This window comes from Membranihabitans maritimus (assembly GCF_021729145.1).
GTDB classification, from domain to species: Bacteria; Bacteroidota; Bacteroidia; order Chitinophagales; family Saprospiraceae; genus Membranihabitans; species Membranihabitans maritimus.
Genome location: NZ_JAJSLW010000002.1, coordinates 113,481 through 135,855, shown reverse-complemented (window position 1 = coordinate 135,855; position 22,375 = coordinate 113,481). Strand labels below are relative to the sequence as shown.

The 22,375-nt window shown below is 37.8% G+C and carries 23 protein-coding genes; 13 read left to right on the top strand and 10 right to left on the bottom strand.

Features of this window, described 5'->3' with window-relative positions; all coding sequences use genetic code 11:
• Window positions 1-3: 3 nt before the first annotated feature.
• From LVD47_RS02530 to LVD47_RS02520, 3 genes are all read right to left on the bottom strand, one after another.
• A complete protein-coding gene (locus LVD47_RS02530) occupies window positions 4-378 on the bottom strand; it encodes a group III truncated hemoglobin (RefSeq protein ID WP_236973952.1) in 375 nt (124 codons plus the stop codon).
• Entirely contained in the window at window positions 365-1,120 is a 756-nt protein-coding gene (locus LVD47_RS02525) for a hypothetical protein (RefSeq protein ID WP_236973951.1), read from the bottom strand. Before LVD47_RS02525 ends, LVD47_RS02530 begins: the two co-directional genes overlap by 14 nt.
• Before the next feature lie 108 nt (window positions 1,121-1,228).
• A complete protein-coding gene (locus tag LVD47_RS02520; RefSeq protein ID WP_236973950.1) occupies window positions 1,229-1,828 on the bottom strand; it encodes a GNAT family N-acetyltransferase in 600 nt (199 codons plus the stop codon).
• 231 nt (window positions 1,829-2,059) lie between these two features.
• Here LVD47_RS02520 and tsaB point away from each other — a divergent pair, with 231 nt between their 5' ends.
• The 3 genes from tsaB to LVD47_RS02505 all read left to right on the top strand — a co-directional run bounded on the left by tsaB (window position 2,060) and on the right by LVD47_RS02505 (window position 3,828).
• Entirely contained in the window at window positions 2,060-2,746 is a 687-nt protein-coding gene (gene tsaB / locus LVD47_RS02515) for a tRNA (adenosine(37)-N6)-threonylcarbamoyltransferase complex dimerization subunit type 1 TsaB (RefSeq protein ID WP_236973949.1), read from the top strand.
• A gap of 155 nt (window positions 2,747-2,901) precedes the next feature.
• Window positions 2,902-3,240 carry an ArsR/SmtB family transcription factor gene (locus LVD47_RS02510; protein WP_236973948.1) on the top strand — a complete coding sequence of 113 codons (339 nt, stop codon included), beginning with the start codon at window positions 2,902-2,904 and terminating at the stop codon, window positions 3,238-3,240.
• A gap of 258 nt (window positions 3,241-3,498) precedes the next feature.
• Entirely contained in the window at window positions 3,499-3,828 is a 330-nt protein-coding gene (locus LVD47_RS02505; protein WP_236973947.1) for an ArsR/SmtB family transcription factor, read from the top strand.
• Between the two features lie 130 nt (window positions 3,829-3,958).
• Here the strand turns inward: LVD47_RS02505 and LVD47_RS02500 are convergent, their stop codons facing one another.
• A complete protein-coding gene (locus LVD47_RS02500) occupies window positions 3,959-4,621 on the bottom strand; it encodes a lipoprotein signal peptidase (protein ID WP_236973946.1) in 663 nt (220 codons plus the stop codon).
• Between the two features lie 11 nt (window positions 4,622-4,632).
• Window positions 4,633-5,715, bottom strand: coding sequence for a 4-hydroxythreonine-4-phosphate dehydrogenase PdxA (pdxA, locus tag LVD47_RS02495; protein WP_236973945.1), 1,083 nt, complete (start codon window positions 5,713-5,715; stop codon window positions 4,633-4,635).
• A 68-nt stretch (window positions 5,716-5,783) separates the two neighbouring features.
• Between pdxA and rsmA the strand changes: the two genes are divergently transcribed.
• On the top strand, window positions 5,784-6,554 hold the full coding sequence (rsmA, locus tag LVD47_RS02490) for a 16S rRNA (adenine(1518)-N(6)/adenine(1519)-N(6))-dimethyltransferase RsmA (protein WP_236973944.1): 771 nt from the start codon (window positions 5,784-5,786) through the stop codon (window positions 6,552-6,554).
• Window positions 6,555-6,556: 2 nt separating this feature from the next.
• Here rsmA and LVD47_RS02485 read toward each other — a convergent pair whose 3' ends face one another.
• Window positions 6,557-7,102 (bottom strand): hypothetical protein, encoded by a 546-nt coding sequence (locus LVD47_RS02485; protein WP_236973943.1) that lies wholly within the window; start codon window positions 7,100-7,102, stop codon window positions 6,557-6,559.
• A 31-nt stretch (window positions 7,103-7,133) separates the two neighbouring features.
• Between LVD47_RS02485 and LVD47_RS02480 the strand changes: the two genes are divergently transcribed.
• The 4 genes from LVD47_RS02480 to LVD47_RS02465 all read left to right on the top strand — a co-directional run bounded on the left by LVD47_RS02480 (window position 7,134) and on the right by LVD47_RS02465 (window position 10,010).
• Entirely contained in the window at window positions 7,134-7,469 is a 336-nt protein-coding gene (locus LVD47_RS02480) for an MGMT family protein (protein WP_236973942.1), read from the top strand.
• A 302-nt stretch (window positions 7,470-7,771) separates the two neighbouring features.
• Entirely contained in the window at window positions 7,772-8,002 is a 231-nt protein-coding gene (locus tag LVD47_RS02475) for a hypothetical protein (protein ID WP_236973941.1), read from the top strand.
• Window positions 8,003-8,111: 109 nt separating this feature from the next.
• Complete coding sequence (gene recA, locus LVD47_RS02470) at window positions 8,112-9,116, top strand: recombinase RecA (RefSeq protein ID WP_236973940.1); 1,005 nt, start codon at window positions 8,112-8,114, stop codon at window positions 9,114-9,116.
• A gap of 159 nt (window positions 9,117-9,275) precedes the next feature.
• On the top strand, window positions 9,276-10,010 hold the full coding sequence (locus LVD47_RS02465; protein WP_236973939.1) for a 3-keto-disaccharide hydrolase: 735 nt from the start codon (window positions 9,276-9,278) through the stop codon (window positions 10,008-10,010).
• On the opposite strand, the gene LVD47_RS02460 is transcribed toward LVD47_RS02465, so the two are convergent.
• Window positions 9,997-11,409, bottom strand: a complete 1,413-nt coding sequence (locus LVD47_RS02460) for an ATP-binding cassette domain-containing protein (protein WP_236973938.1) — start codon at window positions 11,407-11,409, stop codon at window positions 9,997-9,999. The two genes, LVD47_RS02465 and LVD47_RS02460, sit on opposite strands and share 14 nt — an antisense overlap.
• A 150-nt stretch (window positions 11,410-11,559) precedes the next feature.
• On the opposite strand from LVD47_RS02460, the gene LVD47_RS02455 reads away from it, so the two are divergent.
• Window positions 11,560-12,096, top strand: a complete 537-nt coding sequence (locus LVD47_RS02455; protein ID WP_236973937.1) for an NADPH-dependent FMN reductase — start codon at window positions 11,560-11,562, stop codon at window positions 12,094-12,096.
• Here the strand turns inward: LVD47_RS02455 and LVD47_RS02450 are convergent.
• On the bottom strand, window positions 12,093-14,120 hold the full coding sequence (locus LVD47_RS02450) for an alpha/beta hydrolase (RefSeq protein ID WP_236973936.1): 2,028 nt from the start codon (window positions 14,118-14,120) through the stop codon (window positions 12,093-12,095). The two genes, LVD47_RS02455 and LVD47_RS02450, sit on opposite strands and share 4 nt — an antisense overlap.
• A gap of 8 nt (window positions 14,121-14,128) precedes the next feature.
• Window positions 14,129-15,202, bottom strand: a complete 1,074-nt coding sequence (locus tag LVD47_RS02445) for an amidohydrolase family protein (protein ID WP_236973935.1) — start codon at window positions 15,200-15,202, stop codon at window positions 14,129-14,131.
• 110 nt (window positions 15,203-15,312) lie between these two features.
• Between LVD47_RS02445 and LVD47_RS02440 the strand changes: the two genes are divergently transcribed.
• The 3 genes from LVD47_RS02440 (at window position 15,313) to LVD47_RS02430 (ending at window position 20,246) form a co-directional block, all read left to right on the top strand.
• A complete protein-coding gene (locus LVD47_RS02440) occupies window positions 15,313-16,614 on the top strand; it encodes a Gfo/Idh/MocA family protein (protein WP_236973934.1) in 1,302 nt (433 codons plus the stop codon).
• 100 nt (window positions 16,615-16,714) lie between these two features.
• On the top strand, window positions 16,715-18,793 hold the full coding sequence (locus tag LVD47_RS02435) for a beta-N-acetylhexosaminidase (RefSeq protein ID WP_236973933.1): 2,079 nt from the start codon (window positions 16,715-16,717) through the stop codon (window positions 18,791-18,793).
• A 10-nt stretch (window positions 18,794-18,803) separates the two neighbouring features.
• Entirely contained in the window at window positions 18,804-20,246 is a 1,443-nt protein-coding gene (locus LVD47_RS02430; RefSeq protein WP_236973932.1) for a sulfatase-like hydrolase/transferase, read from the top strand.
• A gap of 140 nt (window positions 20,247-20,386) precedes the next feature.
• Here LVD47_RS02430 and agaR read toward each other — a convergent pair whose 3' ends face one another.
• A complete protein-coding gene (gene agaR / locus LVD47_RS02425) occupies window positions 20,387-21,169 on the bottom strand; it encodes a transcriptional repressor AgaR (protein WP_236973931.1) in 783 nt (260 codons plus the stop codon).
• A gap of 259 nt (window positions 21,170-21,428) precedes the next feature.
• On the opposite strand from agaR, the gene LVD47_RS02420 reads away from it, so the two are divergent.
• On the top strand, window positions 21,429-22,364 hold the full coding sequence (locus LVD47_RS02420; protein ID WP_236973930.1) for a carbohydrate kinase family protein: 936 nt from the start codon (window positions 21,429-21,431) through the stop codon (window positions 22,362-22,364).
• The last annotated feature ends 11 nt before the right edge of the window (window positions 22,365-22,375 follow it).

Here is a 22,375-nt window from a genome sequence, read left to right as displayed (position 1 = left end):
CAATTATTTAATATACTTCAATTTACTCTCAAACACCATAGCGATGGACCTTGCCCTTTCCTTGGTATTATTTGCAACCGGCCCTTCAAAAAGTTCATCAATATTTTTTTCAAATAATTCTATCCACCTGTCAAAGTGTTTTTTATCTATAGGTAATGGGATATGAACACCAAATGGGTTTCCCTTATATGTTTGATTTGCAAAAATTAGGGTATTCCAAAAACGATACATTACAGGCAAGTGACTGTCCCATTCTACCTGGGCAAAATCATTAAATATGGGAGATAAAACAGGATCATTATTTACCTTTTCATAAAAAGAATCAACCATTAATTTTATGTCATTTTCTGTATGAATATCGGGTCTATAATCTGTCATAAACATCAAACTTTACGGAAGTATATTTAGTTTTATACGCACTTTCCAATGATGTGTATTCATGTACGGAAAGAGGAATTCCCTTGTCATGAGAGACAGATTGGAAAAACAGTTGTAAATACTGCTTATTTGAAATTCCAACCCACCTTCTCTCTCCTTTATGAAAACTTAGTTTTGTAAATGCTTTTCCATTCATTATTACTTCATGGTCAGAAATAATAAGTTTCTCATTATTATGGACATAATGTCCATGTATCGGCAAGACCTCTTCCCGAACAACTTCATTTGTCGAATACCTGTTCCATCCATGGTCTTCCGTGGCATCAGGTAATGGAAGATCAAAGTTGATTGCTTCCTGCAGACCATTTGACTTACATTTATGTTTATAAATACTAACAATATTCCCATTGATTTCTTTAAAAAATAAAACGTAAACGATCCCTTTACTATCTTCACCTATCCATTTTCCCTGGGACCCGTCAAATGATAATTTTTTCATCGTGTAGTCTGTAGAATACACTTTCCCCCGCATGGAATATTTGATACTATCACGAAAAAAGGAATGATTACTTTTCTGGACACCCCCCATTAATTTAAAATTCCAGTAATAGGTACCGGACAAAAAGAATGAGTCATTGACCAATTGACTTCTCAGCACCTCGGTAACTTCGCTCGTGTTTTTATGTACACAAGAGAACAAAAGTCCGCAACTACAGGCAATTATAATCCCCCGTATAAACATAGCAATACATATTTGATCAATGCAAATGTGCATTACTGAAATCAATCGTACAATGATTCCTGTCAAAGGAGACACTGACTTTCATTGTTTTCCTAAAAATTTGCCTGATTATTGCCCGGAGGAAAGAGATTTGGACCAAAATTGAAGCGATTTCGAGCTTTCATTGGATTGATCGATATCTTTCCAGGACATAGAACATTGAAATCCTTTTTTCTTTTCATAACCTCTATTGGCCCAAAATGATTCCAGGTTCACATAACCTTCGGGTTTGAGGGGGTGATTTTCTGATCGAATTACTCCACAAAAAATTGCAGATCCATACCCTAGTTTTGTAGCCCATTGCTCCCTTTGTTCAAAAAATGTAACCCCTATCCCATGACCGCGATAATTTTTTTTCAATACCGATTCACTGAAATAAAAAATATCTTCAATATCATACCCCTTATCAATCCATACTTCTCTTATTTCAATAGGTTCATTTATTAACGGGATACCCGTAGACACTCCTACCACTTTATCTCTATTAAACGCCACAACAATAATACTATCCTCTGCCTGCATAAAAGTATCCAGATATTTTTCCTCATATTCCATATTTCCATCGTACAAATATGGAAATTCCCGAAACACCTCAATCCTCAATTGAGCAAGATCCTTCTTGTAAATATTGGCACTTTCTCCAGTAAATGATTTTACCTGAACGTTCATAATGGTTTAGAATACTTGTTATCAAAGTTAACAATTATGTATTTCATCTTTCCTAGATAGGGTGTATTTCATCTTTTGATGACCTGGAGAACAGAGCCTATAATTCAAAAATGATGTTGTTCCCTTCCATCAAAGGACATAGTTGGAACTTACAATTAGATCAATGTTAAGTACAATTGTATCAAATTGCACTTACTTTTCTATTTTTGTTCTTTACATAAATGGGAATTCATGATTTTAAATGTTGAAACATCCGGAAATTTTTGCTCCATTAGCCTTCAAAAGGAATCTACCGATGAAATTTTGTATGTTAAGTCTAATGAAGAAACTTTTCAGCATGGAAGGGATATAAACACAATGATTTTCGAGGCTCTAAAGTCATGTTCAATTAATATGAAAGACTTAACCGCGATTTCTATAAATATAGGTCCGGGATCTTATACATCCCTTCGAATTGGATTGTCCACAGTAAAAGGAATGTGCTATGGATTGGGTATTCCTATGATTACTATGACGGGATTTGAGATTTTAGCGCATGAAGCCAGCCGGAAGCATCCGGGATTGGATTATTATATTCCACTAATTGATGCCCGAAGAATGGAAGTATACACTTCCGCATTTGATAAATCATTGTCTCTTTTTTCCGCTGGAGGGGCCAAAATACTTACACCGAGATCTTTCAGGGAATTTTTTGACCATTCGGTGTGTTTTATTGGAAATGGAGTTCCCAAGTGGGAGTCTATAGCACCAGCTGGCAAGTCATGGTACTATTTGAATTGCGATCAGAATGCCGGAATGATGGGCCCTATTTCATCAGAAAAATACGGTAAAAATAAATTTTCTGATCTTTTTCATACGAACCCGCTTTATATTAAAAAGCCGAATATAACTACGTCGAAAAAGCAATACTTTAATTAATAATCAATGTTTTACACATTTGTTATTATTGTTGTATATTTGAAATTGGAAATGATTGTTTAACAAATTTTAATAATTATTTATAGGCTTGTCTGTTTTTGGTACAGTTTTGGTATTAAGATTAAATGTCATTTGATAAGCCTAAAACAATAAAAATGAGAAAGCATAAGAAAGAGACATTTACACTGAAAATGGGAAAGAAGGATATCCTTCTGAACTATTCCGAGTTAAGAAAGGCTGTATTAGTATTACGCGCAGTAAACCACAAACTCAGGCAAAGAATTATTAACTTGCTTGAAGAGAATGGGGAGATGACTGTAACCGATATTTATATCAAACTTCGACTCGAACAAAGTGTAGCGTCTCAACATTTAGCCATTTTAAGAAGAGCAGGAGTGGTAAGTACAGAGAGACAAGGGAAGTATATTTATTATTCTCTTGATAAAGAACGACTTAAACAAATCAACCGCTTAGTAGAAGAGTTAGCTGAATAGCATTTCAAAGAAAACCTTCTGTCTATTCCAAGAACCTTTACTCTTTTACCAACTAACGAATAAACCTTTTTTTACGATGAGTTTTGTTTTTACGAGACCGTTAAGGACTCTGTGAATATGACCTATTAGAACCTAGAACCTAAATGCTGTAAAAATTTACAGCATTTTTTTTTGTGTTTACTTGGAATATATATAAAAAATTGTAATATTTGTTACACTAAGGTTTAATTAATTCAAAACTACGAAAACTAAAAGGTTATGAAAACTACAAAGGTTTCACTTAACCCTGAGCGGGTTAATACTGCTTGGGCTATTGCCCATGCTTTAGCTCATCCCCTCCGTCTGAGGATATTGGAATATATTGACAGCATGGGGAAAACAAATGTAAATAACATTTACAAAACTCTTCAGATTGAGCAATCTATCACCTCACAGCACTTGAGAATTTTACGCGATGCGGACATTGTTTCAAATGAAAAAGACGGAAAGTTTGTACATTATGCCATCAATTATGATCGCATAAGCAAAGCTTCCTCTGCGGTTGCATCATATACCAAAGCGGATCAACTGTTTCAAATGGCCCATTGATTTCTGCAACAACTGCAAAGAAATTGCTGGTCAGTTCAGCTAAGAAAACTATTAAATATCTGACTTCCCAGCAGGAATAAATTGAAAGGCTGTCTATCAACAATAGATAGCCTTTTATTTTTTAAAATTACTAATCTGTGTTAGCTGTCTCTTGAACTTCTTTCGCTTTTTTATGGCTCCCTCCGGAAAAAAAATCCCTGTAAAAGATAAGTAGTGTAAACATTCCAATACAGATACTGGAATCGGCGACATTAAATACCGGTCTGAAAAACTGAAAACTATTTCCTCCAATTATGGGAACCCAGGATGGCCACACCGTATCAATCATCGGAAAATAAAACATATCGACAACCTTACCGTGCAAAAATGAAGAATAGCCTCCCTCCGGGGGTAGGAACGTAGCTATTTCCGAGGGTACAAATCCGCTATCTGAAAATATTACACCGTAAAATACGCTATCAATAATATTGCCCATTGCGCCTGCAAATATTAAACAAAGCGCCACAATTAATCCAAAACGCTCTTTCTTTTTTAGTAATGAGTTGATTAGCCAACCCAGTCCTATTACGGTAATAATTCTAAAAATACTCAAAGCTAACTTTCCGTAATTTTCACCAAGGCTAATTCCGAACGCCATTCCATTATTTTCTACAAAATGGATAAATGCCCAGTCTTGTCCGAGAATAGGGATCTGTTGATGGTAGTACATGTTCGTTTTTATAACGAATTTTACGACCTGATCGACTAACAAAACGCCGACAATGACTAATATCGAAATAGTACTTTTTTTCAAGTTATTTATTTTTATTGATCGAATTCATCCGGATTAAAACTGTCATCCCCTTCCTGGTGAGTTCCTTGTTTTACTAAAGGGTCTTTGTTCCATTCATCAAAAGTCTTACGCTGTCGAACGATGTCTACCGCTTGATAAAGAGCCTTGCGCATGGACATAGGATTAGCAATATTCTTGCCGACAATATCGAACCCGGTTCCATGATCAGGAGAAGTGCGGACTATTGGCAATCCTGCTGTAAAATTAATACCTTCACCAAAACTAAGTAATTTAAATGGTACCAAACCCTGATCGTGGTACATAGCCAGTATCCCGTGAAATTTCTTATACTCATTACTCCCAAAAAACCCATCAGCTGCAAAGGGCCCGAATACAAGATTGCCATTCTTTTTTGCTTCAATAACCGCAGGGCGGACGATGGTCTCGTCCTCATCTCCAATTACCCCCCCGTCGCTGGCATGTGGATTTAATCCCAAAACAGCTATGAGCGGTTTTTCAATCCCGAAATCCCTGATCAAACTCTCTTTGAATGTTTTTATTTTTTTACCTATCAATTCCTTAGAAATGGAGGAAGCTACTACCGAAATAGGGATATGGTTGGTAACCAATCCAATCCGCAAATCTTCACGCACCATACACATCATGGAATTTTTTTCTCCGAAGAATTGCGTGATATACTCCGTATGACCCGGAAATCCAAAATTGACTTTGGACATGGATTGCTTGTTAATAGGAGCAGTAACTACAGCATCAATCAGACCATTTTTCAAATCTGTCAATGCTCTTTCCAATGACAAAGCTGAATATTTCCCCCCATCTTCAGTGGGCTCCCCCAACGTAATATTTACATTCTCTGACCAGCAATTAATGATGTTTATCTTATTTTCGACAGGAGTTTCTGCTGAAGAAAGATTGGAATATTCGAATTCGGTAGGATTAACAATATTTTTGTGGTACGAAATAACTTTTGAAGAACCATAAATTAATGGAATACACTGATTGAGAATGCGTTTTTCCATCAAAACCTTGATGATTACTTCGGGTCCTATTCCATTAACATCCCCCAGGGAAATTCCTATTTTAGGCTTATACATATTTTCGTGTTACTTTAGTCAAAACATTCGCAAAGTTAACAAAAGCGATTGATGAATTGTAAATATCCATGAAAGCAAAAAAATCTTTTGGTCAACACTTTTTAAAGAATACATATTTAACGGCTAATATGGCCAAAATAGTAAGTGAATGGAATCATGTTCCCAACTTATTGGAAGTTGGTCCGGGCCGGGGAATTCTAACAAAAGAGCTAATTCGTCTGGATAAAAAGTTTCGAGCAGTAGAATTAGACAGAGATATGATAGCCTATTTAAAAGACCAACATCTACTTGCGGATAATGAGCTCATAGAGCAAGATATTTTGAAACTGGATATGAAAGAGGTATTTCAAGGGGAACCCTTCTTGCTGGTCGGTAATTTCCCCTACAATATATCCTCGCGAATAGTGATCAAAATGTTGCAGAATAAAAATTTGATTCCCGCCGGATTAGGGATGTTTCAATATGAAATGGCCAAAAGGATCGTGGGAAAAGTGAATACCAAAGATTACGGGTCTCTTGCAATACTTACACAGGTCTTCTACGATGCAAAGATTGTGTATAAGGTTAAACCCGGAGATTTTTCCCCGCCCCCAAATGTCCTGTCAGCTGTAGTGCGTTTTGAAAGGAAAAATGAAGACCCCGGTATTTCTTTCCACTCGCTTGAAAAAGTAGTTCGATCGGCTTTTACTCACCGCCGTAAAAAATTGAGAAATAACTTTTCTGACCCCGTCCTTAAACAAAAAGCTGAAGAAATGAATCTCAATGACTTACGGGGTGAACAGGTAAAAATGGAAACTTTTGTTGATTTGGCTAAAAAAGTGGAAGAAGTTGGAAAGTAAGTTTATTCCATGTAAAATAGATCATCAAAGTCATCAAAATTCTTAATGCCCACTTGCGTTTCATCACCGGCGTAAAGAGCCAGTTCCCTAAGCCCCTCTTTTATTTTCTTATGAGCATCATGAGGTGAGTTACAAATCACAAAATTAGGAATTGAGGTTGATACTATAGTTTCACTAAGAATACCATTTATGGTCTGATCCTCCTTTAATGGAGCGGTGCCATTTCCTACCTTTAAAATGGATGTTAATGGTTTGATTCTGTTACAAAAGTCTATGAGGTCTGCATGTTTACTAAGGATACCATGTACAGCATCTTGTTCTATAATTTCCCTTATATGCTCGTCCGTGAACATATGATCAATAGAGCATAAAATTTTTGGGCCCTCAACCCATTCAATAATTCCGGTAAACGCCTCCGTTGTTATGGCACCTTCCTCCCGGGGATCAAGTTCAAAATGAAGATAATCAACCCCCATAGCTGTAAAATATCTGGCGTCCGTTAAATTTTTAACTTCTAAAATTAAATAGCTAATATCTGAAAAATTCATATCGATTTTTTACTTTCAGGATGGCAAAGGTATGACAAATAATAGCAAATTTTATTACGAACAGGTTTATGAAGTTGTAGCCCAAATTCCTAGGGGTAAGGTTACCACTTATGGAAATATCGCTGATTACTTAGCTTTGGGGTCGGCCCGAATGGTCGGGTATGCCCTTCGTAATTACCATGCAGGTTATGGGGAAATTCCGGCACATAGGGTCGTCAATGCAGCCGGGGTACTTTCCGGGAGGTTGCATTTTCCCACCCCTGATTTCATGGCTAATCAATTAGAGTCGGAAGGGGTGAAAGTAAAACACAATAAAGTAGTTAAAATTCAAAACTACTTATGGGTTCCAGCTAATGAGTTGTTATAAAAATCTATTAACCCCCTGACGTTAAACTGTCATTTTAAAACCTTTATGATAAAGATTGAATAATATTGAAAAATTCTTCATTCTCTTCATTTAGAAAACTTTTCAGGTTTTAAAAAATAAGATAACAAGATTAATAGTTACAATAACATCAATATAAACCAATGTTGTGGTTTGATACGAAGTTTTATCTTTTATAAATGAGAAAGATTTTGTATATGTTAAAGTAAAAAAAGACTGCAATATTGGTAAATTAAAAATAGTTTTAGTATGGAAATTTTGATTATTAAATTTTAAAAGTGCCTATGAAACTAGAATTTACACTTAAATTAATTTCTTTCATTTACAACGAAACGTCTGCTGAAGAGAATTCGCAGATATTGGATAGAATACAAACTGATGCCAAATCAAATGACATGTATTCAGAATTTATGGAGGCAAAAGAGATTTTGAACAGTGAAAACTTAAAACCTTCACGAAAATCTCGCCAAAGAATTTTAGAATACAGTGAGAAAACAGGAATTAAAACGGCATAATTAAAAGTGTTTGTATTTTTTCGGATTTATTGCCAATAAATATTTGTTTTCCCTGAGAAAATATCATACATTTGAATTAACTCTGTTAAGAGAAAATATTGTAATGTAGATGTCAGAAAATAAGGAAGCTAAACTCAAAGCGCTTAAAATGACCATGGATAGGTTGGAAAAAACCTACGGCAAAGGCGCTATAATGAAAATGGGGGATTCCCCGGTAATCGATGTAGAATCGATTTCAACGGGCTCGTTGAGCCTGGACCTGGCATTGGGAGTAAATGGACTTCCCAAAGGCAGGGTAGTGGAAATTTACGGCCCAGAATCCTCAGGTAAAACTACATTAGCTATACATGCAATAGCCGAATGTCAAAAAAAAGGCGGAATTGCTGCTTTTATAGATGCTGAACATGCATTTGATCGAAATTATGCCAACTCTTTGGGTGTCGATACAGAAAATCTACTGATTTCGCAACCCGATAATGGAGAGCAAGCACTTGAAATAGCGGAAAACCTAATTCGTTCAGGAGCTATTGACATTCTCGTCATTGACTCCGTAGCAGCTTTGACTCCCCGCTCCGAAATCGAAGGAGAAATGGGGGATTCAAAAATGGGACTGCAAGCAAGATTAATGTCACAGGCTTTAAGAAAATTGACCGGGACAATCGGGAGAACCGGATGTTGTTGTATATTCATCAACCAGTTGAGGGAAAAAATTGGGGTAATGTTTGGAAATCCCGAAACCACTACGGGTGGAAATGCCCTTAAATTTTATTCTTCAATCAGACTGGACATTAGAAGAAGTGGTTCTCCAATAAAAAATAAAGATGGAGATGTCGTCGGAAATACCGTTAAGGTAAAAGTAGTAAAGAATAAATTGGCACCACCTTTTAGAGTAGCTATGTTTGATATCCTTTATGGTAAGGGTATATCCAAAGAAGGTGAAATAGTAGACCTTGGTGTAGACCAGGATGTAATAAAAAAAGCGGGATCATGGTATAGCTATGGCGATACCAAGATTGCTCAGGGTAGAGAAGCAGCTAAACAATTTATGCTGGATAATCCTGAGGTAGCCGAAGAAATTGAATCTAAAATAAAAGAGTCATTAGATACAGAATAGTTTTATTTTTGTATCTTTACACAAAGATTATATATCTTTTTGTTTCTTTTGGGGTTTAGCTTTGGGGGTTGGATGCAATGTCCAACCTCCTCTTTTTTTTTATGTGCCCCTTTTATTTTTACCATTTTCATGTATATTTAGTGGAAAATTTTATCCTTAATGAAAAAAGCAATATTTTTCCTCGCATTTTTATTGGCATTTAGTATGGGAACTAGTTTTGGCCAAGGCGATCCTAAAGATACCGAGGTATGGGAACCAGAACCTCAAGTTATCAACCCCGGACGAAGTTATGCCACCCCGCCTAGCGATGCAATTATTTTATTTTCTGAGAATAATCTGGACAAATGGACAGATAAGGATGGCAATGATCCATCATGGCAGATTAAAGGAAATCTATTTACTGTAGTTCCGGGAACAGGTCCCATTCAAACTAAAGAAAAATTTGAGGATTTTCAACTCCACATTGAATGGAGATCTCCCTTAATAATAAAAGGTGAAGGACAGGGAAGGGGAAACAGTGGTATTTTTCTCCAGGGTAAATACGAGGTACAGGTATTAGACTCCTATCAAAACAGGACCTACTCTAATGGCCAGGCCGCTAGTATATATAAACAACATATTCCGTTAGTCAATGCAATGCAGCGAACTGGAGAATGGAATAGCTATGATATAATCTATACCGCACCCAAGTTTGGAAGTGATGGATCCCTTGAAAAACCAGCTTATGTCACTGTATTACACAATGGTGTTCTCGTACAAAACCATTCCGAGATAAAAGGAGGTACCGCATTTATTGGTCAACCGAGCTATGAGACTCACGGGCCTGGTCCTCTTGTTCTTCAAGATCATAGCAATCCCGTTAGCTTCCGGAATGTATGGATCAGGAAATTGTGATTTCATGTATTTCTCCTTCGTTTAATACCAATTTATTCATTATGTCTTCAGGAAAATATTGTGAATAATGGGAAACAAACAGAAGGGCTTGGTTAGAATTTGATATTATATATTCAATTAAGCGATTATTCCTGGCGATAGTTTTGTTGTCAAAGCCATGATACGGCTCATCCAGAATAATTAACTCTGAGGATTTTAAATAGGTAGCAATAAGTAAAACCTGCCTTCTTACATTCGGGTTTAATCGAGAGAAAGGTGTATCCAAGTGCTCTGTTATCTCAAAATAATCCGCTAATCCAAATATTAATTCCTCTGCTGGCATATTCGATTCTATATGTGGTGTTTTCATTTCAGATTGAATTACACCCCATCCGGACTTTTTGGAATTAAAGTATTGGAAAAGATCTGAGCTGAAGTAAGAAATTTTAGATTTAAGTTCCCAAATTGACTGCCCACTTCCTTTTTTCCTTCCGAACAGGTATACGGGTTGGCTATAAGCCTGGGGATTATCTCCATATATCAGGCTCAATAATGTACTTTTTCCGGCTCCATTATGCCCTTGAATCTTCCAGCTTTCACCACTTTTTACTTCCCACCTGATATTTTGCAATACTTTTTTTGTACCGTATTGTATATTCACACCATCCATGCGCACAATCACTTTTGGATTTTTCGGCGAAGAATAGTATGAATTGATCAAATCCCGTAGATCATCAGAAATACCGGGATCCCCACCTGAAGTTTCTTTATATTGATTGCCTAAATGTAGTTTGTATTCAGTGGGTATTTCATCAAGGACATTATCAGAAGTAAAAATCAGGGTCGGAACTGGTAATACCCCGGACAAAAATAAATCGATAATATTATTTCTCCACCGGGAATCGAGGCCTTTCAATCCGTCCTCAAAAAGTAAAATGTCCGGCTTTTTTATAATATTTAACATAAAGGTATATCTCTGCCACTCCCCTGATGACAATTGTATTAACGGTTTTTCCAAAAGGGGTTGAACTTCCAGAATATCCAGTAACTTAGGAAAGTCGGGAAAATGAAATTTCTGCTGGGCACTATAGATCACATCCTTGACTGTATCGCCGATATCTGCATAGGCACTCTGGAACCGTTGCTGAAAAAACAGCCCCTGATGACTATGTTTCTTCAAATATTTATTCCTATCCTGCGCCAATAATATGTGCTGGACCACAGATTCTCCGTTCTCATTGACCAATTGTATTCTCTTGCTACCTCCATTTCGTGAATTATATAATTCTTTGATAAATTCAGATCGTAATTGCTCACTACCCCCGGAAATACATAGAATAGATTGCAACGAAATCTTCTTATTTTGTTTTGTCCCCCTGGTATGGAATCCTGTAAATCGTAAGTACCGTAATTCTGACATCCGAAGTGATTGCTTATTGCGTTAAAGTATAAAAGATAAATACCTAACTTTTCCTACTTAGGGATTAAACAATATAGAAATCCTTAAGTTGGTTTTGTTCTCAGCGCAGGTAAATAATGAAAATGTTCCAAAACTACTAAAGCCATTTTAATGAAACAAAAAATACTAGCTATCAATGGAAGTGCAAGTCCCAATTCTTCCAATCTATCCATTCTCAAATGGATAGAAAAGCAAACAAACAAAGAATTCGAATTTGAAATATTGGACAATCTGACTGAATTTCCGCATTTTCAAACAGACAGGACAGAACATAATATACCACTGAAAATACAACATTTGCGAAAACAAATTGGAACATGCAATGGAATCATTATATGTACACCTGAATATGTATTCAGTATTCCCAGCGGACTGAAAAATATATTGGAGTGGTGTGTATCCACTACCGTTTTGTCCGACAAACCCGTAGGAATCATTACTGCTTCCACCAGCGGTATAAAAGGACATGAAGAATTAAAGCTTATTATGAAAACTTTACAAGCCGTATTTACAGAAGAAACAACCTTGTTGATTCGGGGCGTAAAAAGTAAAATTAAGAATGACGGGAATATAATAGATTCTGAAACAGAGGAAAAAATAAAATATTTTTTCGAAGAATTCATAAGCCTTCTATCCCGGAAGGATTAATCCAAAATTTCTATTCTTTCAGCAAATCCTAAATTATTGTATGTCGTTTTTACCCATTCATAAGTCTCCGGAATATGCCCGAGCAATGTAATTTTTTGCGGAAAATGACTGGCAACTACCTGCACAATATCCGTTATTCGCAGGCAATTCAACATTTCCATCGCTGGCCCTCTTCCTTCCGGATCACTCTCTATATCTTGCGTAGCTGGTGGGTTTTCCAGCGTAAGGGATTTAATATTACCATCCAACAGTGCTGCATAGGCTGCTACGACGGTCATTTCGTCTTTTGCCGCCAGATGAATATTATTGGGGTCTACTCCATCCAGGGTCCTCAAATATTCGAGGCACCGTATCACGTCATATACTCGCATTGAGGCTATCGTCCTTCCTATCCAGGCTGAAGCTCTCCGTATATGCCACTTTTGATTTTCAGCCCATCCGGATTCCCCTATTCCCCGGGCTTCAAAATACACTACGTTGTGATCTTTATTTTTCCCAGATACCAAATGATTGGACTCCCATTTACCTTCATTCGGATTCTTAAGAACCAGGATCACTGGAGCAGGTTCTTCCTTCTGGGAAGCCGTTCTTCTTATATCTAATTTCAACCTCCAGCCTTCCTCTGGCACAAAACTGTATACTTCCCTACCGAATTTGGAAAAATTACGGGTGGAAAAGTCCAACCTTCCTTCAAATGAAACAGGTTCTTCCGGAAATGCCCTGAAAGTCTTTTCCTTCAATACCTTCTTAATTTCTTCCCTGTACTCAAACAATTCTTCCTTATTCTTGAAATCAGGAATATTTGCTCTAGGGACAAAAGTTTCCTGGATCGATTTAGTACGATCTTTATCAGGTGGACCTTCTGTATAAACAGCTAGTTGCTCATTAGAAAGTACTTTTGCGATTTCAATGACTCCAATTTCATCCGGTGACTTTTTAATGCCTTGCAATTGTTCCAGAAAAAAAGATAGAATCAACGGACGCATTTCTTCATTGGCTCCATAACTATGCCCTCCGGGAGCTTCCATCATAGCAAGATTCTCCGCAGTACCATACAGGTCGTAAATTTTTAAAGTTCTATGGTATAAATCGCGAACACTTTCAATAGAATAATAACCATCATGCCTGGTCTGTGCAATGACAAATGGCCTGGGAGCAATGAGAGCCCCTATATCGGGAAAGTCCCACAAATATGTATTTACAGGCATCATACAGTCGCAATGGTCGTCTAAGGTTTTTTGACAAACCTGACCTTCCAGGGATCCAGCGCCTGCCACAGCTACAGCAGCTTGTATTCTTTCATCCAATGCTGGCAAATACCAGCTCTGGGAACCTCCCCCGGAAATGCCTGTCACCCCAATTCTGCCCGGGTCTACCTCATCCAAATGTTGCAACAAATCAATACCACGAATCCCATTCCATACTTCAACTCCCGCAGGGTTATATCCGCGACTATACCATTGAAACCAACCTTTTTCGTACGCGCCCAAATGCTCTCCTCTGACCTCTCCACGCTGAATGGTCTCAATGATCAAACATACAAAGCCCTGTTCTGCAAAACTGCGGGCATGTGCCTGATAATGATGTTTTTGCGTATGAGCATGACCGCAAACGTACAATATAGCAGGTGCAGCTGTACCGAGATCCTGGGGAATGTACAAATTCGCCGGAACAAATACATTATCCAGCGACTCATAGTACAGCTTTACAATATCAAAGCCATCCTGAGAAATGGTATCCACTATCGTAATATCCGGGGATGACCTTTTTTCAAAAACGGGATAATTCTCTAGTCCTAACATTTCTGCCAATTCGGTTTTCTTTTGTCCCTTTACCGCTTTCCATTCTCCAAGTGTAGTAATAGAATCCAAGGATTTTGATGATAATTCAGCAGCCTCCTTCATCAAATAATTCCGGATATTATTGGGCTGGTCCAGGGGGCCTGTAATCACTTCGTGATAAGATTGGGACATTAGGAATCCAGGAATGATAAAAAGTACAAATAAAGAGATAGTGCTTTTCATGGATGTTTTTATTTTTTTATACCAAACCATCTTACAGCGTTCCCATAAAAGATTTTATCAATTACAGAAGCCGGTAATTTCAACCCTATAAATTTTGTATTTATCAGGTCGCTCTCCATTTCATCATCCGTCACAAAGAAACGCCAATCCCTTTTCCAATTGTTATCCATTCCTTGATATAATTCTTCCTGGCTTGAATTACCATGATCTGCCAAATCAGTTGCGTATAAAATACGATCCTGATAATTTATAAAGAATTCACGGACTTTTTCCCGGTCCCGCGCCGTCTGATAAAAGATTTGCCCCATTCTGGCAGCCAGATCTACAGACATATTAGGAAATTTATCTAATCTCTTGGCCAGCTCATCAACACTCCATTCAATACTTCCAATATGAGCTCCAACAAAAGGAAGGTCGGGATTCTTTTCAAGCATACGGTCCCTGGCCTCAATTTGATCCTCATAACTCGGCATCTCCGGATGTTTGTACATATGATATTCCGGATGTCTTTCAAAATACCCCCTGTCGTTATTGGTAGTCATTGAATCCAGGGGCAACCAACAATTTTTGGGCTCTCCTAAATGCCCCATTAGCGTTTTCCCCTGATCCCGGATATAATTGAATATGGGATCGAATTTCGGATCATCAATCATTATTAATTTACCCATGGTATCGCGAGACACCATTCCTATATTTTTCCAAACTTTTACACCCAGTGCACCTTCCTGGAAACAACTGTCCAACCAGGTAATTACCTTTTCTTTCCAATGCTCATCATCCCAGTCACTTACAGAAAAAGCCGTAACGGTCTCTACTAGATCAGGGTATTTTTTCTTTTGGATATTACCATAACGATACTTTCTATGTACATCATCCCAACCATTCTTTGTTTCCAGCGAAACATTAATAATCTCAAAATTATCAGAACGGGCTTTTTCCATAAAGTTTTCACGTTCTGTCTCTATATGTACGTGAGTATCTATCTTTTTTACCTTGGAAAAATCTTCCATTGTATAATAATTCTCCTCTGTTCCACACCCCAAAAAAACTGTAAGAACAAATACTAACGGATAATACTTCATTTTAAATTAATTAATTAAAAATAAGGTTTCGATTTAAAAACTAGCAATAAAAATAAGAAAATAAAAGCATAATACATATATTGCAAATGAAATAAAAGCATTAATTGATTATGTCAGGATATGATAGAAGAGGTTTTATTAAAAAATCCGGATTAATAACAGGTGGAGTAGCTGTTTCCCCCTTTCCGGGTATTTTAAGATTTGGTTCCCAAACAACGAACAGCTTGAAAATTGGATTGGTGGGATGCGGAGGTCGAGGAACAGGAGCGGCAGCCCAGGCCCTTATGGCTCATCCGGGAAATACACTTGTAGCTATGGGCGACCTTTTTGAGGACCATTTATCCAGAAGTTTTGAAGGGTTAATGGAAGTTGAAGAAATCCAAAAGCAACTTCAAGTCAGCAATGAGAATAAATTTTTGGGATTTGATGCATATAAAAATGTGATAGAAAAATGTGATGTGGTCATTCTTGCAACACCACCAGCATTTCGCCCTGAGCATTTCGAATTAGCCGTTGACCAGGGCAAGCACGTATTTATGGAAAAACCTCTTTCCTGCGACGGCCCCGGGACACGCAGGATACTGGATGCGGGAAAAGTAGCAGATGAGAAAAATCTAAAGGTTGTAGTAGGGTTACAAAACAGATACGACCCGGCTTATCAGGAAATGGTTCAACAGCTTCAAGACGGGGTCATTGGGAAAATAGTCTCCAGTACATGTTATTATTTGAAAGGTGGGTACCCACTCATTCCTCGGAGTACTGTTTCGTCAGAATTAGAATTTCAAATAAAGAATTGGCATTATTTTACCTGGGTTTGGGCCGGAGCTCCTGCTGGACTGCAAATACACAATGCAGACATTGTTCATTGGGCAAAAGGCAATTACCCCGTAAAAGCCCAGGGAATGGGAGGACGAGCTTCCCTTAAAGGCCCGGACTCAGGAGATGTCTTTGATCATTTTTATATTGAATACACCTATGATGACGGCACTACAATGCATAGTGAAATCAGAAATATTGACAAAAATTTCAATAAAAACGGAACATGGTTTATAGGTACAGAAGGTACAGCTAACGTACGTGAAGGAATCCAAAGCCACACCGGAAAAGCCTTGTGGAGTTTTGATCCTTCAAAAGGGAATAATGCATACCAGCTGGAACACGACGTCTTTTTTGACGCTATAATCCATGACAAACCACAAAATGATACCAGGTTTGGTGCCTATAGTACTCTTACGGCCAATATGGGCAGGATGGCCGCTCATTCAGGCAGGGAAATTTCTCAGGAAATGGCGTTGAAATCCGATTTAAAGTTATATCAGGAAATTACAAGTTGGGACGACATACCACCTGTTCTTCCGGATCAAAAAGGAATTTACCCATTTCCAACACCAGGTATCACTTCCGTTTATTAAAAATTTAATTACTCATATGTACACAACTAGTATCCAACGCTCTGTATTTACTCTCTTACTTATTATATTTTGCCAAATCGTTTTATTACACTCATCCGAATTGAGCCGTCTAGGCCTGGATGTGATTCCATACCCGCAGGAAGTAACTGTCGATGGAACCCCATTCTATCTAAAAGGGGCAAAGGTTTACCAATCCGGTAATCTCAATGAGGAGGAAGAATTTATAATAGAAAATTTACTTACAGAATTGCATGATGGGTTTGGCCTTAGCCTGTCAACATCTACCTCGGCTCGTAATAGCAACATTTTCTTCAAAATCAATAAAGAAAATAATACCCTCGGAAAACAGGGATATACGATCAGAATAACACCTGATGAAGTAACCATAGAAGCGCAATCATCAACAGGATTGTTTTATGGAAGCCAGACATTGGTACAATTAGTCAAGCAAGGAGATGCAAGTACCTATATTCCGGGAATGACCATTTCCGACTGGCCGGACATCGAAGAAAGGGCAGTTCACTACGACACAAAACACCATCAGGATAAAAAATCTTATGTAAAAAAGTTTATCCGGGATATGGCCCGGTACAAAATCAATATAATTGTATGGGAATGGGAAGATAAACTTGCATATGAAACACATCCGGACATCGGTGCTCCAGGTGCGTTTACTAAAGAAGAGATGATCGAATTTACAGAATATGCCAAAAAATATCATATCCAATTGGTTCCCCTTGTACAGGGACTGGGACATGTCAGCTTTATTTTAAAGTGGCCACAGTACCACCATCTCCGTGAAATAGAAGCATCTGCCTGGGAATTTTGTCCTTTAAAAGAAGGAACTTATGATTTACTTTTCGACCTTTGGAAAGAGGCAGTAGAAGTGACCCCCGGATCCAAATATATTCACATTGGGAGCGATGAAACTTTTGAATTAGCCCATTGTTATGAATGCAAGGCAAAAGCACAAGAAATAGGTGCCAGTGGGGTATACCACTACTTTGTAGAAAAAGCCAATGCATATTTGAAAACCCTGGGAAGAGAAGTTATGGTCTGGGAAAGGCCCATGGGATGGGAAATGAGTAATTCACCTATTAAAAACATGACTCCAGATACCAGTCTGGTCCTTACGGAAAGCTACGACTATGAAGAACCCGACTTTCAATATGCTAAAAAAGCCAAAGACCTTGGTTATACAGTGTTTGCCTATGACCCTAACCCCGGGATTGAAATGGGATTTTTACCTTATTTTTATTCGGAAAGGGGAGGAATTAATCAAACGGGAAGCCTTCAGAATTCGTATGAATTCCTCAAAGCTACCGCTCAATCGGGAATTTTTGATGGGATGATCAATACCTCCTGGGATGATTCGGGCCATCACAATCAAGCCTGGATCCTCAGTTTTGTAACCTCCGCTGCTTTTTCATGGAACGGCAACAAACCCGACCTGGCAGAATTTACCCATTCATTTTTTAGGAACTATTACGGAAAAAACTCGACTGAACTTATTGAATTATTCGAACTCCTCAATGAAGGAGCTTATTATTACATGTCAACTCTGGAACGGAAAGTATGGCATTGGGGGGACGTAGGAAAAACACACATGCCCGATTTGCCCAGAGCGGAAAATATAGAATATGACCCATTCTGGAACAGGGAATACAAGGAAATGTTGACTTATTCTCGAAGAATGGAAAAGAAAATGTATAGAGCTATCCAGATAATTAACAACAATCTGGCTGAAAAGATTGAAAATGCTTATGACCTGAGGGTTTTTAAAACCGTAGCGGAAGTGATTAGAAACACGGCTCTGACCTATCGGGACCTTTCAAAGCTTGAATACCTAATTCGCGATGCACACAGGAACCACTACGTAAGTCATAAAACCGCTCTAGATTACTTATTTCAAGCAAAAGATCTCGTGGAGACAGCTATAAATCGCAAGGAAGAAATATATGAAAATATGGTATCTGTTTGGGAAGAAACACGTTTACCGAAAGGACTTTCAACCCGTGAAAAGGATTATTTTTTCCAACAAGACCGCGCTAGGCATTTTGCGAACCGCACACCTGATATGAGATACTGGGTGTACGATGAGGACATATTGGGAATGGAAAAATATCTTGTTGAATTAAACGAATATATTTCGTTCTACAAAAAGATGTATTTCCATTAATTTTGGGAAAATGGAAAATGGATTGCCAACGATGACCGTACTGGGAATAATTCTTTTAATTTTCACCGTTAGTTGCAAGTCCAGTGTCGAGAAAAGACAAAGTCCTAATGTTATCGTTGTTTTGGCAGATGATTTGGGCTACAGGGATTTAGGCTGTTATGGGGGGAAAGCAAAAACCCCCAATCTGGATAAACTTGCGAAATCAGGGCTTCGGTTCACTAACTTTTACGCTGCTGCACCCAATTGCTCACCTTCCAGAACCGGTTATCTGACAGGAAAATTACCCTCAATTGCAGGGATGTACAATTACCGTCCACCAGGGCACCCCATGCATCTACATGATCAAGAAATCACCATTGCTGAAATTTTAAAAAACAAAGGATACAAAACCGGACACTTCGGCAAGTGGCACCTTAGTAATTTAACCGGCGAACAGGGACAGCCGGGGCCCCTGGAGCAGGGTTTTGAATTTTACTTCGCCACAGAAAATAATGCCGAACCATCACACAAAAATCCTGTGAACTTTATAAAAAATGGAAAGGAAATTGGGAAAATAGATGGATTTTCCTGCCAAATAGTAATTGAGGAAGCCATGGCCTGGTTGCAGTCAACAAACGTCACCAATAATCCATTCTTCCTTAATATTTCTTTTCATGAACCCCACAAGAAAATAGCTTCTCCTACTCAATTGATACAACACTATCCATCAGAAAATCCATTTGATGCCAAATATTTTGCCAACATAGAAAACCTGGATTCGGCTTTTGGCAAGTTATATAAATACCTATATGACCAAAACCTGCTAGAAAATACGTTTATAGTTTTTGCCTCCGATAACGGCTCATACCGAAATGGCTCAAATGGGGAATTACGCGCATTAAAAAGTTATGTATATGAAGGGGGAATTCGAATTCCAGGAATTATTTCCTGGTCTAAAAACATTCAACCAGGCGTAGAACACACTCCCGCAGGGTTAATAGATTTATTCCCAACTATATCAGGTCTTACCGGAGCAAGTGGAGGGAACACTGAGAACCTCCACGGAAAAGATTTAACGCCCCTGTGGTCTGATAATCCATTCATAAGAAAAAGCCCCTTGTCCTGGTTCTTTTACCGCACTACACCTCAGTTCTCCGTAAGAATAGGGGATTATTCTATTCTGGGGATACCCAATGACACCATAAAACACTCTCATTCATTTGCGGAAAGTGATATGAAATACATACAAACTATCCAAATAGATTCCTTCGAAGCCTATAACCTTTCGCATGATGTCACACAGGATCACCCTATTACTGATTTTTCTATTCCCGAAATTCAGAATGGAATTACCCATATAAAATCATCTTTAGAGTCCATTCAAAAGAATGGAAGGTATTGGAATGGCCTACCCAAATACGAGGATTCCAGGAGAAAATCAAAAAAAGATTGGGTACCGTATAATCACCATTGATACTGTTGTTAAATCATGGATTAGTGGATACAAATAACCCTGTAAGCACAGATAGAACCAGTAGCACTTGGCCACCCTTTAAGCTCAGGGCTGAACCAAAAAAATCTATTTAATCTCATGAAAGAGGCCAGAACACCTGTTTACGCAATAATTACTTTTACACCTGCGCCCTCCAGTTTGGATTTCGCATCCTCGGAAATGTTTTTGTCCGTTACAACTATATCAATTTTGGACATGGGTGCTATAAAAGCAAAACCTCTCCTTTCAAATTTACTGGAATCACAAACCACTATTACTTCTTTCGATATTTCGATCATTATTTGGTTTAAATGAGCTTCTTCGATGCTCGGTGTTGATATTCCATGGTTAATATCAAAACCATCGACCCCGAGAAATAATTTATCGCAAAAGTAATTCCTAAAACCCTTTTCAGCCAAAATCCCTACAAGGGAAAGGGAATTTTTTCTCAGGGTTCCTCCGGGAACTATGACATTTGTTTTGCTCTTCGCCAAATAAGTAGCAATATTTAAAGCGTTGGTAATAACCGTCAAATCATTGTACCCGTCAAAGTTTTTTGCTACTTCAAAAGTAGTTGATCCGGAATCTAAAATAATTGTATTTCCTTCTTCTATTAGTTCGGATGATTTTTTCCCTATATCAATTTTTTCTTGAAGGTTTTGCTTTTGTTTATCGGATAAAGGATAATCAAATCCTACATAGCTTTGTTTTACTTTCATAGCACCACCACGTGCCCTCAGTAGCATATTCTTCTTTTCCAATTGAGCAAGATCATTTCGAATGGTAACTTCACTTACATCAAAAAGTTCGCTAAGCTCACTTACACTTACCTGCCCTTCCTTGTTGAGCTTATCCAAAATAGCAATTCGGCGACTTACCGTTGACTTATTTTCCCTTGTACTCATACCTTTCAATATTTATAATTCCAATGATCAAACTTATACCTTTTACATTAAAAGAAGAATAAAAAAAGATAAAAGCTTTAAATCTTTGAATCGTTAAAACTGTTTATATACTTATAACGTGGTAAAAGATAGGTAGAATTATTTTCACCGAGAAAAAGCATCTTATGTTTTTTAATTTTATTGCTTTCGTTTTCCTAAATTTGACAAATATTAATCTTTCGAATAATTTCTAATTCGTAAAAGCAAACCTAAAACGCTTATGAAAGTCCTGGTAATTGGAGAGTTAAATATTGATATCATTCTTGATAAATTTTCAGCTTTCCCTTCCATTGGAAAGGAAGTGTTTGCCGATCAAATGAATATAACGATGGGAAGTTCTTCAGCTATTTTCGCATCCAACTTATCAAATTTGGGAAATGATGTTTCATTTATCGGAGTAATTGGGAAGGACTATTACGGCAAAATGATTATTGACACACTGCATCAACATAATGTAAACACCGAATGGATTCGTGAATCTTCAACCCATTCAACCGGCCTTACAGTTATACTTAATGCATATGAGGATCGGGCCAATGTTACGTACCCCGGGTCGATGAAGACACTATCCAAAAATAATATTGACACTAATTTATTCTCTCATTTTTCACATTTACACATATCCTCATATTTTTTGCAACCACTTTTGAAAGCGGAGATCCCCCATTTATTTGGGAAAGCAAAACAATGGGGTCTGACTACATCCTTTGATATGCAATGGGACCCTCATGAAACCTGGGAAATTAGTCTTAAGGAAATCCTTCCCAATGTCGATGTATTCCTTCCCAATGAAATCGAACTTGTAAACGCTACTGGTGCAGACACCGTTCCCGAAGCTCTTGAAGTGATCAAGCCCTATTCGAATATTACAGTTGTTAAGCAAGGGAACCGGGGGTCAAAATTATTTTCTAATAATACGGAGTATGATTTACCAGCTTTTCTCAATGAAGATGTAGTTGATGCTATTGGTGCCGGAGATAGCTTTAATGCCGGTTTTATACATAAATATTTGCAAAAAATGCCTTTGAAGGTATGTCAGGAATTCGGTAGTATAATAGCTGCCATATCAACTACTCAAGCTGGCGGAACAAAAGCCCTTGAAAGCAAACACGAAAGAGAAAAAATAGCTAAAGAAAAATTTAATAAAACAATATAGATATTAAACTT